General features: G+C 38.5%; 13 protein-coding genes. 6 read left to right on the forward strand and 7 right to left on the reverse strand.

Annotated elements, in window-relative coordinates; translation table 11 throughout:
* Positions 1-7 precede the first annotated feature (7 nt).
* Entirely contained in the window at positions 8-1,507 is a 1,500-nt protein-coding gene (nrfA, locus tag BN1354_RS00360; RefSeq protein WP_053825902.1) for an ammonia-forming cytochrome c nitrite reductase, read from the reverse strand.
* Positions 1,508-1,543: 36 nt separating this feature from the next.
* The gene (nrfH, locus tag BN1354_RS00365) at positions 1,544-2,140 is read right to left on the reverse strand and encodes a cytochrome c nitrite reductase small subunit (RefSeq protein WP_053825903.1); all 597 of its coding nucleotides are present in this window, start codon (positions 2,138-2,140) and stop codon (positions 1,544-1,546) included.
* Positions 2,141-2,283: 143 nt separating this feature from the next.
* Between nrfH and BN1354_RS00370 the strand changes: the two genes are divergently transcribed.
* Positions 2,284-2,970 carry a Crp/Fnr family transcriptional regulator gene (locus BN1354_RS00370; RefSeq protein ID WP_045090258.1) on the forward strand — a complete coding sequence of 229 codons (687 nt, stop codon included), beginning with the start codon at positions 2,284-2,286 and terminating at the stop codon, positions 2,968-2,970.
* Between the two features lie 49 nt (positions 2,971-3,019).
* Here the strand turns inward: BN1354_RS00370 and codA are convergent, their stop codons facing one another.
* Positions 3,020-4,261 (reverse strand): cytosine deaminase, encoded by a 1,242-nt coding sequence (gene codA, locus BN1354_RS00375; protein WP_045090257.1) that lies wholly within the window; start codon positions 4,259-4,261, stop codon positions 3,020-3,022.
* Positions 4,262-4,424: 163 nt separating this feature from the next.
* Here codA and BN1354_RS00380 point away from each other — a divergent pair, with 163 nt between their 5' ends.
* From BN1354_RS00380 to BN1354_RS00400, 5 genes are all read left to right on the forward strand, one after another.
* On the forward strand, positions 4,425-4,763 hold the full coding sequence (locus tag BN1354_RS00380) for an antibiotic biosynthesis monooxygenase (protein WP_045090256.1): 339 nt from the start codon (positions 4,425-4,427) through the stop codon (positions 4,761-4,763).
* A gap of 151 nt (positions 4,764-4,914) precedes the next feature.
* Complete coding sequence (locus BN1354_RS00385; protein WP_197271949.1) at positions 4,915-6,345, forward strand: glycoside hydrolase family 140 protein; 1,431 nt, start codon at positions 4,915-4,917, stop codon at positions 6,343-6,345.
* 18 nt (positions 6,346-6,363) lie between these two features.
* Entirely contained in the window at positions 6,364-7,263 is a 900-nt protein-coding gene (locus BN1354_RS00390; RefSeq protein ID WP_045090254.1) for a bifunctional enoyl-CoA hydratase/phosphate acetyltransferase, read from the forward strand.
* Positions 7,264-7,289: 26 nt separating this feature from the next.
* Positions 7,290-8,369 (forward strand): butyrate kinase, encoded by a 1,080-nt coding sequence (gene buk, locus BN1354_RS00395; protein ID WP_045090253.1) that lies wholly within the window; start codon positions 7,290-7,292, stop codon positions 8,367-8,369.
* A gap of 10 nt (positions 8,370-8,379) precedes the next feature.
* Positions 8,380-9,552, forward strand: coding sequence for a hypothetical protein (locus BN1354_RS00400; RefSeq protein WP_045090252.1), 1,173 nt, complete (start codon positions 8,380-8,382; stop codon positions 9,550-9,552).
* Between the two features lies 1 nt (position 9,553).
* On the opposite strand, the gene BN1354_RS00405 is transcribed toward BN1354_RS00400, so the two are convergent.
* From BN1354_RS00405 to BN1354_RS00420, 4 genes are read right to left on the reverse strand one after another with little or no spacing between them, the layout of a single operon-like run.
* Entirely contained in the window at positions 9,554-9,862 is a 309-nt protein-coding gene (locus BN1354_RS00405; protein WP_045090251.1) for a hypothetical protein, read from the reverse strand.
* A 37-nt stretch (positions 9,863-9,899) separates the two neighbouring features.
* Positions 9,900-11,273 carry a dipeptidase gene (locus tag BN1354_RS00410; protein WP_053825904.1) on the reverse strand — a complete coding sequence of 458 codons (1,374 nt, stop codon included), beginning with the start codon at positions 11,271-11,273 and terminating at the stop codon, positions 9,900-9,902.
* A 44-nt stretch (positions 11,274-11,317) separates the two neighbouring features.
* The gene (locus BN1354_RS00415; RefSeq protein ID WP_053825905.1) at positions 11,318-12,202 is read right to left on the reverse strand and encodes an SMP-30/gluconolactonase/LRE family protein; all 885 of its coding nucleotides are present in this window, start codon (positions 12,200-12,202) and stop codon (positions 11,318-11,320) included.
* 4 nt (positions 12,203-12,206) lie between these two features.
* Complete coding sequence (locus BN1354_RS00420; RefSeq protein WP_053825906.1) at positions 12,207-13,505, reverse strand: Gfo/Idh/MocA family protein; 1,299 nt, start codon at positions 13,503-13,505, stop codon at positions 12,207-12,209.
* Between the last annotated feature and the right edge of the window lie 36 nt (positions 13,506-13,541).

A 13,541-nucleotide genomic window follows, 5' to 3' on the forward strand; every position in this document is an offset into this window, starting at 1 on the left:
CTACGACTTAATTAAGACTTACAAGTCGATTATTTCTTTTTGCCGTTTCAAGCCATTTTGGTACAACAGTCTCATGGAAGTTTTTCTTATTTGAAATTTCAGTCTCCATTTTAAGTCCTATATATTCCTGAGCTTTTGCCTTTGTTGATATGTCAGGTAGAGGCACGTCACCTGTATAACCAATTTCTGCAAGCACTTTTGCTATTTCGAAGCGGGCCTTGTGAGCACGGTCCAGACTAAGTGATAATATCCTCTGAAATTCAACAGGTGAGTGGAATGCACCTCCATGTGAAGCTACAGCATAATCCCAGCGCCATTGTGATTGACGAATAAGCTGAAGAGCTTTATTCATCTGAGCTTCAGTAGCACCTTTTTCCCATGCAAACTGTGCTTCAAGATGAGCGGTTGAAAGTTCTTTTTCAACCAGATTGCGTATTTGATTTGCACTACGCTGACGTTCATACACAGAGTTTCTTAAATCTTCTTCAGTTTCACGGTGACAAACCTGGCAGGTATTATTCATACTGGCTAAAGGACTTCTCACATGGTGACTGCTATATTTTATACCTCCTTCTGATGTGTATGGCATATGACAATCGGCACAGGATACACCTCTCTGAGCATGAATGCCGGTTTTAAATATCTCATAATCCGGATGCTGAGCTTTAATTATTGGAGCTTTGCTTAAAGCATGGGTATAATCGGAGAACTGAATACTATCATAATACTGCTCAGCACCTTCCATTGTCATTCCATTATGCCAGGGGAAAATCAGATATTTACCTTCTGGTGTAAAATAATATTCAACATGACATTGGGCACAAGCTAAAGAGCGCATATCCTGGTGTGTTGCATCCTGAATATTCATACCCATAGATTCGTATCCCTCAATTAAGGCGGGGCGACTAATTTGAAGATCCATACTTTCCGAATCATGGCAATCGGCACACCCTATAGGGTTTACAATTTCATGGCCCCAATGAGCCCATGGTTTATTATAGAATTCTGCTACACCTACAGAGTCCATCAGGCGAGGAACATCCGGACTTTTACATGTCCAGCATGTAGCAGGTTGTGGTCCCTCTTCGGCTGTCATTGGTGAACCCGTACGCAATGTATGAACCACGTCATTAACTGCATTCATATGTCCCCTTGGAGTACCATAGTCTTTAGAGAAAGCATATCCTGCCCATAGAATAACCATTTCAGGACGCTGATCAAGAACATCAACAATACTGCTTCCATTAAATTCACTTTGAAATGAAGTATCGGCAGTTTGACTCCATGATTCATATTGACGTGGAAAGTCGGTAGCAAAAATTTCACTTCTCGATTCAATTCCCTTAATATCAACCATTCTGTTGTACATCATACTGGTAATTTCTGCTCTTCGCTGAGTAATTGATGCTGCAAGCATACCAAGTAAAAATACTACTCCTATCGTAACGAAAAATAGCAGCCAGCCCATCCAAGGCTTCATTTTGTTTTTTTCCTGTTTATTGTTCATAGTATATATGTTTTCAGTTAGTCATTTTTGTTCAATCTATTTACCAGATGTTATTTTCTGCAACCACTCCGGGACGTTGCTTTCAGGCATAGGCACCCTTGCATCGGGTGTTGAGGAAAGGGATCTGCTTCGAGTGTGAGGTACGTCTCTGTGACAATCCCAGCATACACTGCCTCCAATTTCCTGCATCTCTTTCCAGGTATGTCGTCCTGTTTCCACAAACTCACTATTTAATTGGGTATGGCATCTTATACAGTTATTCATTAATGCCTGTGAATTCATAGGTATTGCAGTCATAGCCTGCTCTTCTGTTCGTTTAGTGAAAACAGCAGCATGTCTGTAGCCATTAAGTCCTTTAACGAAATATTTATTAAAATAATTATCCTGAGGAATATGACAATCATTACATGTTGCATCTTTGCCATGAGAGCTATGCAGCCATGTAGCATAATATGGAGCCATTACATGACAGTTAACACATGTAGCAGGATCATCTGAAAGATATGTGTATGCACGTGAGGTGATGAATGTGTAAATGAAAATTCCCACGAATGCTCCCGAAATGATTATTGCCGGAAATTTCCATCCGCCCTGAGGCTTGATAAGGTCCCAAAAGTCTCGCAGTTTGCCCATAGTTGCTAACTTTAAAGATTTTTACAAATAACAAAGAAAAGAATAAAAAAAAAGAAAAACTGTAATAATTATGACAATAATGAAAAATACTCTATTTTAGGTTTAAAAACAGCTTAATTTTAAAGTAATTAAAACCTTAATATATGGAACGTGATACACCGCACTTAGATAATATGCAAATGATATTTCAATGCCCATTATGCAGTTCAATCCCAGTTCACCAGCGTGCTGAATTCCTGGATGATCTGCAGTACTCTGTAAAAGAGTATGATAAAGATGATGTTATTGTAATACAAGGCTCAGTATGTGAGACACTATACATTGTAATTGATGGTGAGGTTTCAACAGAAATGTCTGACGAAAAAGGTGATTTCATGGAGATTGAATATATAGCGGCTCCAAATCCAATGTCTACCGGATTCCTTTTTGCTGCAGATAACAGATCACCTGTTTCAGCTATCTGTCAAAGTAAATGTAAAGTAATTGCAATCCCTAAGGATAATGTCTATCTGTTGATGAGAAAATATGAATCCTTTATGTTGAAATTTCTCTCATACATCTCCAACAAAGTTTTTTACCTTTCAGAAAAACTTCGTCTAGTATCACTCAGATCAATCAGAGCCAAACTATCATACTATTTTCTAAAAGAGTCAGCCGGAGAGAATGTCTTAAAACTGAAAATATCCAGAGAGGAAATTGCCCGTATTTTTTCTGTTTCACGACCGGCCTTGGTAAAGGTGATGATGGAGATGGCAGAAGAGGGTATAATTGAAGTAAACGGCAGAGAAATAAGAATAATTGACAGGAATATACTTAAAAGTATTGTCTAACCTGCAACTAACAGATTGCTGTATTACTCTATTGATACTCAAAAGTATGTCATATTCTTAGAGGTATGTCATACACAGGTTCACTTCGTCGAAATAGAAATTCTCCATTTCTTACTGAAGCCAAAACATCTACTCTTTTTCTTATAGCCTCAAACTCATCAGATTCATTAAGCACAATGAAGTTAGCCGATTTTCCTGCCTCCAGACCATAATCCTCAATCATCATTGTTTTTGCCCCGTTATAGGTTATCAAATCAAACGATCTCTCAATCTCTTCATAAGAAGCAAGATGTGTCAGATGAATTCCATTATCCAGTACATTCATCAGGTTACCGTTCCCAAGCGGATACCATGGGTCGTTTATAGAATCTTGAGCAAAGCAAACATTGATGCCCGCTTCAAGCAACTCTTTCACTCTGTTTAATCCACGGCGTTTAGGATAGTTATCCATTCTGCCCTGCAAATATGCATTTTCAGTAGGCGGAGTGATAAAATTAATCTGACTCTTTTTAAAGAGTCCAATCATTCGGTTAGCATAAGCATTATCAGCACTCCCAAATGAACATGCATGACTGGCTGCTGTCCTTTCTCCTATACCTTCTATCATTACCAGAGCATTCAGGAGTTCAACAAAACGCGACATTATATCATCTGTTTCATCACAATGAACATCAATCATTTTGTCATATTTCACTGCAAGATCTACAATAGCGTGAATAGATCTCTCTCCAAACTCACGAGCCCACTCAAAATGAGGTATTCCTCCAACACAGTCGGCTCCTAGTCTAAGTCCTTCTTCTACCAGTTCATAGCCATTTTTATATGCATACATTCCCTCCTGCGGAAAAGATACAATTTGAATGGTAACATTCTCTTTCAGTTCTTCCCTGATCTCAAGCATAGCTTTCAGACCTGTAAGTTCAGGATCTGTAACGTCAATATGTGTACGGATATATTGAACGCCATGTGACATCTCCTCTCTGATACCAGCTAAAGCACGCTCCTTTACATCATCAATGTTTTGCGATTTTTTTATATGATGCCACCGTTCGATACCTTCAAACAGAGTTCCTGATTTAACTTTCCCTCCGTCATTGCGTCCGGTATAAACATAGTCAAGGTGTAAATGCGGATCAACATAAGGAGGCATCACCAGCTTCCCTTTAAGATCCACTTCCTCATCACACTCAGGTAGATTTGTTCCTATTTCAGAAATCTTTCCATTTTCAACTATAAATTCATTAGCTGAATGGTTGCGATATATTTTAGCGTTTTTAAATTTTCTCTTCATATGATGACCTTTAAAGTGTTAAAGTTACTGACTATTAATGAGAAGGGCGATCGAAAATCCCTTAAATTATACAAATGAATTTGAACTAATTACATTTTAACTGGTTAAAACAGTTATACATAACAAAAATAATAACTGTAGAATTTTTAAAATTAGGAATTATATGATTGTAATTACACGAAATATGAAAGTTGCTAAAGATTTTACGAACAGAGTAATAGAGGATCTGTCTCATCCGTCAGCTGTTTCCAAAGCAGAAGGTTTTATTCGTCGTGATGTGTTAATTAACAGGGATGCCGAGGATTTCGATATAATAAAAATGATTATATATTGGGAAAACAAAGAGTCATTAACAAAATGGCATGGTAGTAAAGAGCACCAGCAGGGTCATATAGAAAGGCATAAGCAACAAAAGGAGTCAGGAAAAGAGCCGATTAACCGTAAAGCACTAAATCTTACAATAGAGGAGTATGAAGTTGTATACTCTTTACTGGCTGAATGATATATTTTATAAGTTAATTTCAAGGTTTTTAAATGTCTGATCTTTCATAATTATATAAAAAAGCAAAACTTGTAAATTAATTAGGTCATAAAAGGAGTTCTCCTCAAAAAAAAGTATTTACTTTTGTTCAAACTTAAATACTTCTATAAACATGAAAAAGAACTTCTCTCCATCTGGTTTATTAATGTTAGTATTTATTGTGACAACAACTTTTTCTCTAAAAGGGCAAATTGGTGTTGATACTACTAAAAGCTATCTGATAAATAAAAATGATGGCAAACCTTTCTTCTGGCTGGCAGATACAGGTTGGGAGCTCTTTCACAGGCTTACTCGTGAAGAGGCAATTCAATATCTGGATAAAAGAGAGGAGCAGCAGTTTAATGTAATAATGGCAGTTGCTCTTTCAGAACTAAATGGTTTGCGGCAACCAAACATGTATGGTGACATACCATTTAAAGATATGGAAACACTTGAGTGGGCAGTAACTCCTGGTGAGAGTCCGGACAATTCTTTTGAATATGACTACTGGGATCATGTTGACTTTGTGATTAATGAGGCTGCAAATCGAAATATATATATCGGACTGCTCCCCACCTGGGGAGATAAGGTAGCTTATAACTGGGGTGAAGGTCCCATGGTCTTCAATAATAATCCGGATAAAGCATATAATTACGCCAAGAAACTGGCAGAAAGATATAAGAATCAGTGGAATATTATATGGATTCTTGGAGGAGACAGGCCTGCAGTATACGAACGAGAAGGCAAGCAGCATGATGATCGTCCTGTTTGGCGTTCTATGGCAAAAGCAATAGAGGATACTTATGGAAAAGATATATTTATTACATACCACCCGGGATGGCCGGAAACATCAGCATTTTTACCAGACGAAGATTGGCTTGATATGCATGCATTGCAAAGCGGACACGGCAGCAGAACAGTAAAAGCGTGGGAAACAATTGTCAATGACTTAAACAGAGATCCTAAGCGTCCGGTAATCGACCTGGAGCCTTGTTATGAAGACCATCCGGTAAATGTTTGGGATGGAAAATGGACAAGATCTGAACGTGGTTATTTTGATGACTATGATGTCAGAGCCCGTATTTATCGAGGTGTATTTGCAGGTGGTGCAGGTGCAACATATGGTCACCATCAGATATGGCAATTTCTCGACACAACCAGAAATGCACCTGTCTGGGTAGGTGATACAATTATAGGATGGCAAAATGCTCTTAATGCCAAGGCTGCTAATCATATTCATCACATTAAGGATTTAATGTTGTCACCTTCAGATTTCAGGCGTGTAATGGATAATACTATGATTGTGTCTGAGAAAGGGACCGACTATAACGACCAGATTATAGCTACCAGAGCTATATCCGGTTCATACGCATTGGTTTATATACCACAACCAAAACCGATTGAGATCGACTTGAGATATCTTATCAATTTTCCAAAAAAAGTGTCTTGGTTTAATCCTGTAACCGGTCAATACTTGAAAGTAGGAGAAGAATACAATTCAGATGTTTACACCTTTACTCCACCAAATACTGAGCAACGCGACTGGGTGCTTGTTATAGAATAGAATTAAAAAATAACAGAGATGATAAAGGAGTTGTCAGAATTTATAAAACTTGCGAAAGAGAGGCCTGCTCGTAGAATTGCAGTTGCTGCAGCAGAAGATGAGGATGTGTTGATGGCACTTCAAAATGCAGTCAGCGAAGGAGTAGCCACCCCTGTACTAATTGGTGATAAGAGCAAAATTATACGAATTGCAGAGTCATTGAATTTCAATCTGGATAATATTGAACTTATTGAGAGCAATAATAATATTGAATCATGCAGAATTGCTGTAGAAATGGTAAAAACAGGCAGGGCAGAAATATTAATGAAGGGGCTTACAAAAACCGGCGACCTGCTAAAAGCGGTATTGGATAAGCAGATTGGATTATCTACAGGTAATCTGATTAGTCATGTTGCTTTTTTTCAATCACCTTATTATCATAAAATATTTTGTGTTACTGATGCAGCAATGAATATTGCACCATCACTTGATGAAAAAGTGCAGATTATCAATAATGCTGTTTCAGCATGTCATCATATAGGTATAAAAAAACCGAATGTAGCTGTAGCTGCTGCAATAGAAACTGTGAATCCTAAGATGGAGGCAACGGTTCATGCATCACAACTTAAAGAGATGAATGAGAAAGGTAAAATAGAAGGATGTTTAATAGAAGGTCCTCTTGCCATAGATATAGCTTTCAGTAGAGAGGCAGCTAAACACAAAGGTGTAAATAGCGAGGTTGCAGGTAATTGTGATATAGTTCTTGTACCTGATATAGAAGCAGGAAATATGTTTTACAAAGCACTAAATTTCCTGGGAGGTGCTGCAACTGCTGCAATTATTATGGGGGCATCTGCTCCAATTGTTTTAACTTCGCGTTCTGATGATGAGAGAAGCAAACTTCTGTCAATAGCTCTGGCAACTCTAATTCATAATTAATTAAAGAATAAATCAAATAACAATATATGGCAACAAATACAAGAATATTAGTCATAAACCCTGGATCTACTTCTACTAAGATAGCAATTTATCAACAGGAAAAGGTGATATTTCTGAAAACCATCAAACATGCTCCAGAAGATCTGCGTAAGTTTAAACGAATAACTGATCAGTATGAATACAGGAAAGATGTAATTTATAAAGAGCTCAGTAGTGCAGATGTACCGGTAGAGACAATAGATGCAGTAATTGGTCGCGGTGGCCTTGTTAAACCCATAGCTTCAGGAGTATACAGAATTAATGAATCTATGCGGAACGACCTGCTGGAATGCAAGAGAGGTGAACATGCAAGTAATCTTGGAGCACTGATTGCTTCAGATATAGCAAAATTGATTCCCAACGCAGAAGCATTTATTGCAGACCCGGTAGTAGTTGACGAGTTGCAGCCACTTGCCAGATATTCTGGTCACCCTATATTCGAAAGGAAATCTGTTTTTCATGCTCTTAACCAGAAAGCAATTGCCCGTTCACATGCCAAGTCTATAATGAAGAAATATGAAGATCTCAACCTTATTGTTGTTCATCTGGGTGGAGGAATTACAGTTGGTGCACATTATAAAGGCAAAGTTATTGATGTAAATCAGGGATTGGATGGTGACGGACCATTCTCACCTGAACGTTCCGGCACTCTCCCAGTGGGGCAACTGCTTAAAGTAGCCTTCAGTGGTATATACAGCTATAATAAGATGGCTGAAATGATTGTAGGTAAAGGTGGAATGATGGCATACCTTGGCACAAATGATGCCTACCTGGCAGAGCGTGAGGCTAATAAAGGAGATGAAAAATGCAGTGAAGTTTTAGCTGCAATGGCATATCAGGTTGCAAAAGAGATAGGAGCAATGTCAACTGTATTAAAGGGCAAGGTTGATGGAATTCTTATTACTGGTGGTATTGCAAACAGCAAATGGTTTTGCAACATGATAATAGAAAGAGTTTACAGGATCGCACCCGTTTATATATATCCGGGGCAGGATGAGATGGGAGCTCTTGCTGAGAATGCTTTGATGGCTATAAACGGAGAAATTGAGATCAAAGAGTACATTTAACTTTTACAGGATGTACATATTTAATCCCGAACATGATCTGTCACTTGCCAATTTCAGCTCCAATTATACACCGCCTGCATCTGCAGTAAAAATGGCATATGATCTGGCTATTCTGCCTGTATGGTACTCAAAGCAGAGCATGGTGGTTGCTGAAGGAGAGATCAACCGGGCTTTTTTAGAGGATATAAGAGACAAACTGCCTTTAAAGGCAGAGCTCATCAGCTATAGTGATGTTGCCAAACAGTTAAACAGCTCTCAATCTGATAAAATTATACCTTGGGGCTGGAACCCGTTGTTATACAGGAAACTTATTTCGCACGGAGTGCCTGAGAGTCATCTGCCTGATATGGCAAAACTGCAACTTCTACGTGATCAGTCAAGCCGTAAACATGCAGTTTCTCTGCTCAAAGAACTGAAGTGTGAAAACAAGGATTACTGTGGAGAGAGTTATTACTTTAAGGAATTGGATGAGTTATTATTTTATCTGAACTCTGCTAAAGGGGATAAAGTTTTGAAAATGCCGCTATCTGGAAGTGGAAGGGGACTTATATGGATTTTGGGTGAAATTACTGATAAACAAACTGATTGGTGCAGACGTGTTATAAAAGGGCAGGGGGGTGTTGTTGCAGAGCCTGTACTCGATAAGGTTGTTGACTTTGCTATGGAGTTCTGTCTTGTAAATGGTGATGCAGATTTCATAGGATATTCTCTTTTCAGCTCTGCCTCTTCTGGTGCATATAAGGGTAATGTTTTGATTTCAGATGAAAAAATTGAAAGTGTATTGGCTCAATATGTTGATCCGGAACTGTTATCCCAATTGAGAGAATCATTGAAGGTAAGGCTGGCGGGACTATTCCCTGATTACAATGGATATGCTGGTGTAGATATGATGATTTGCAACACTTTAAGTGGATTTAAAATTCAGCCTTGTGTTGAAATAAATATGAGAATGAATATGGGAGTGGTGTCACGTCTGTTTCATAATCAGTTTATGAACGAAGATGGTGAAGGAGAATACATAGTTGATTACTTCAAGAAACCTGAAAGTGCCTGTAAATTTCATGAAAGACTGCAACAGGAGTCACCACTAAAGATAAAGAACGGAAAAATTGTTTCCGGTTACCTTTCGCTAACTCCCGTTACAGCAGATACTCACTATGTAGCGTATGTTATAGTGAAGTGATTTACTTATCCTTCTGTCCCAGTTTTCTGACCAATTCTGTTGTGGCTGTGTCTGAGTAGATGCCATATGCATTAACCAGCAGACCTTTGATTTTATTTACTTCAGAGGAAATGGCATATAATATGCTTTCATTATCCAGATCAGACATCTCCTGAAAACGATAGACTTCATCTATCTCAAACTCATCAGGTTTTAATCTTATCTTGTTATCAGCACATACTATGCAATCACTCTCTATATTGAAGTTTTCAGTGTAACCTCTCTTAGTCAGATCGTTAATTGCTTCAGATAAAGTTGTATAAGTTATCATATTGTCAACATTTTAAGTTGTTAAACTAACAATACAACTATTTTTTCATCTCTTCTGCAAAGTATTTATAAAATAGAGGTATTGTTCTTATTCCATTGTAAAATTGTTCAAGTGGAAAGTTTTCATTAGGCGAATGAATAGCATCTGAACCTAAGCCAAAGCCCATTAGCACAGATTTAATTCCCAGTACTTCCTCAAAAGTTGCAATAATAGGAATACTGCCTCCTGATCTCACAGGTACCGGATCTTTTCCGTATACATCTTTAAATGCTTTTTCAGCAGCTTTGTAGGCGGGAAGATCTATTGGACAAACATATGAAGGACCACCATGCAGATATTCTGCCTTTACAGTTACATACTCAGGAGCAATAGATTCAAAATATTCTACAAACATTTTTGCAATCTTATTATGATCCTGATTTGGAACCAGTCGTGTACTTATCTTTGCATAAGCTTTAGATGGCAATACAGTCTTTGCTCCCTCACCTGTATATCCACCCCATATACCACATACATCAAAGGTTGGTCTTATTCCTGTTCTCTCGTTAGTGGAATATCCTTTCTCTCCAAACACCTCTTTCAGATCGAGTGATTTTTTATAATCATCTAATGAAAAAGGTGCTTTTGCCATTTTTGCACGCTCTTCAGCAGATACCTCAACCACATCATCATAAAAGCCGGGTATTAATATCCTGCCATCATCATCCATGGTCTGAGCTATCATTTTAGAAAGCACATTAATAGGATTAGCTACAGCGCCGCCGAATAATCCTGAATGGAGGTCGATGTTCGGACCAGTAACCTCTACCTGCCAGTAGGCAAGCCCTCTTAATCCTGTTGTTATCGAAGGTACATCCGGCGCAATCATTGAGGTGTCAGAAACCAATATAATATCGGCTTTCAACATCTCTTTATGTTTCTCACAAAAGTCAGGCAGATTTGGAGATCCAATCTCTTCCTCTCCTTCAATCAGGAACTTTACATTGCATTCAAGTTTTCCGGATTTTACCAGATACTCAAATGCCTTTGCATGCATGAACGACTGCCCTTTATCATCATCTGCACCACGTGCCCATATTTTACCATCTTTAACTACAGGCTCAAACGGGTCTGTTTTCCATTTCTCAAGAGGATCTACCGGCATTACATCCATATGAGCGTAAACCATTACGGTTGGCGCATCAGGATCAATAATCTTCTCACCGTAAGTCACAGGATTTCCATTGGTCTCTATTACCTCTGCCTTATCGGCTCCTGCAGCAAGAAGAATTTCTTTCCACTTTTCTGCTGCACGATACATATCCTCTTTGTGTTCAGGAAGTGATGAAATCGAAGGAATGCGAATAAGTTCGAAAAGCTCATCCAGAAAACGATCTTCATTAGCTTTTACATAATTGTTGATTTCGTTCATGTTTTACTATTTACAATTTTATTATTAATATTTCTATTTCAGTATTATTTATTTACTCCTCTTGCATTCATTTTCAGAGTGTAGACAGAGGTGCGTGCAGTGACAAAAAGTATGTCTCGCTCTTTACCACCGAAACATATGTTTGAAGGACTTTCAGGGAATTCAATCTCCTGAATTAATTCACCCTCAGGTGAGTAGATCCATACTTTTCCCATCGTTAGATATATATTGCCATAATTATCAATGGTCATACCGTCGGAACCTTTAGGAGCAAAAAAAGTCTTGTTGCTCAGTGTTCCATCGGTATCAATATCATACCTCCAGATCTTGCCATCATTTATATCCGCAATATACAAAAATTTTCCGTCCGGAGTACCTACAAGTCCGTTAGGCTGTACATAATCATCCACTACACGTGTCACATTTCCATCTGTAGAAAGATAGTAGACACCCCTTGTATCCTGAGCCTCAACATGTCCTTCAGCCCAGTAACCCCTGTGATAGTATGGATCGGTAAAATATATACCGCCATCAGGAGAAATCCATAAATCGTTTGGTCCATTTAGGTGAACACCTTCATAATTTTCAAAAAGTGGACTAATGTTTTTATTTTCATCAATAGTAATCAGTCGGTTATGAAGATCTGCACAAGAAACTAACATGTTTTTATTATTGAAGTACATACCGTTGGATCTTTCTGTGCCCTCGAGCCAAAGAGAGACTCCATCAATCTCATCCCACACATAGATACGGTCATTTGGCTGATCGGTGAAATATACTTTCCCATCTGCAGAAACAGCAGGACCCTCGGTAAAAGAGTAACCGGTGCCTATCTTCTCAATAACTGCACTCTCTGCAATAAGATTGATTTTCTGTCCACTTAAAGAAACAGTCATTGCTAATAGTATAATTGATATTATGGCCTTCATACATTTAATATTTTGGTCTGTTATAACCCTGTCGATATGGTCTAGCAAGTAATTTTACAGCATTCTCACTGTTAGTTACAGTTCCTTTTTGATTATCCCAAATCAGCTTTTCTCCAGTCTCATAGGCAATCATACTAAGCAGAACTGATGCAGATGAGTGGAATCCATCAAGGGTAGTGCAGCTAATCAAATCCTTATTATTACTCCTAACAGCATTTATAAACTCTTCAACATGCTTTTCTTGCATATCGGGAGTTGTAAGATCTATTACTTCTTGCTCCTGGTTATTGCCAGTGGGCTTGATTATTAGTCGGTTGTCCGAAGCAAACAGAGTACCTTTGTCACCATAAAAGAAGACTCCGTTGTTATACTGAGAATCAATTTCACCTGTGCCCCATAATCTATGTTGCCAAACCAGTGGAACCTCACTGTAATTCAATGTAGCAGTAAGCGTGTCCGGTGTTGTGATTTTACCTTTCAACTTATAGAGACCTCCGGATGCCTGTATAGATTGAGGCATTCCATAACCCATTATTGTCCGGATTATATCTATATTATGAATACCCCAATCAACAAGATGCCCGTTTCCATACTCTTTCTCAAGACGCCATGCCAAATGACCAACAGAAGGGCTATAAGGTAGTTTGGGAGCCGGTCCGCACCATTCATCCCAATCGAGTGATTCAGGTGGGTTCTGGATTGTCGTGTCTTGTGTCCCGGGATTATAATGTATCTGTGCTCCTATTTGGTAAACTTCTCCAATTCTGCCATCCTGAATCAGATCTTTAGCCTTTTTAAAAGCTTTGTTCTGCCTTCTCTGAAATCCGATCTGAACAATGTTGCCGGCTTTTCTTGCAGCTTCTACCATTGCTTTACCTTCATCTACATCATACGACAAAGGTTTTTCGCAGTAAATTGGCAAACCTTTCTCACATGCAGCTATAAATTGCAAAGCATGCCAATGTGGGGGAGTACCAATCATTACACCATCCAGATCTGATACATCAAGCAGTTCTTTGTAGTCTTTAAAGCCCCTGGGGGTACTACCCTGCAATGATGTTAACTCTGCAATACTGTTGCTCAGATGTTCTGTGTCAACATCAGCTACTGCAGATATTATTACATTACCTGCCTGCAGTGCAGCTTTTGCAATCACCATTCCATACCATCCACTTCCGATTAGTCCAAGTTTTAATACCCCCTTTTGGGAGGATCTATTTATGGGTGTACTGTAACTGTTCAATCCTGATGCTAAGGCAACCGTAGCAAGGGAGGAACTTTTGATGAAATTCCTTCTATTCATATATTAGTAGTTTAAAAAATGCTCATTTCAGGTAGA

This window comes from Lascolabacillus massiliensis (assembly GCF_001282625.1).
In the GTDB taxonomy this organism is placed as follows: Bacteria; Bacteroidota; Bacteroidia; order Bacteroidales; family Dysgonomonadaceae; genus Proteiniphilum; species Proteiniphilum massiliensis.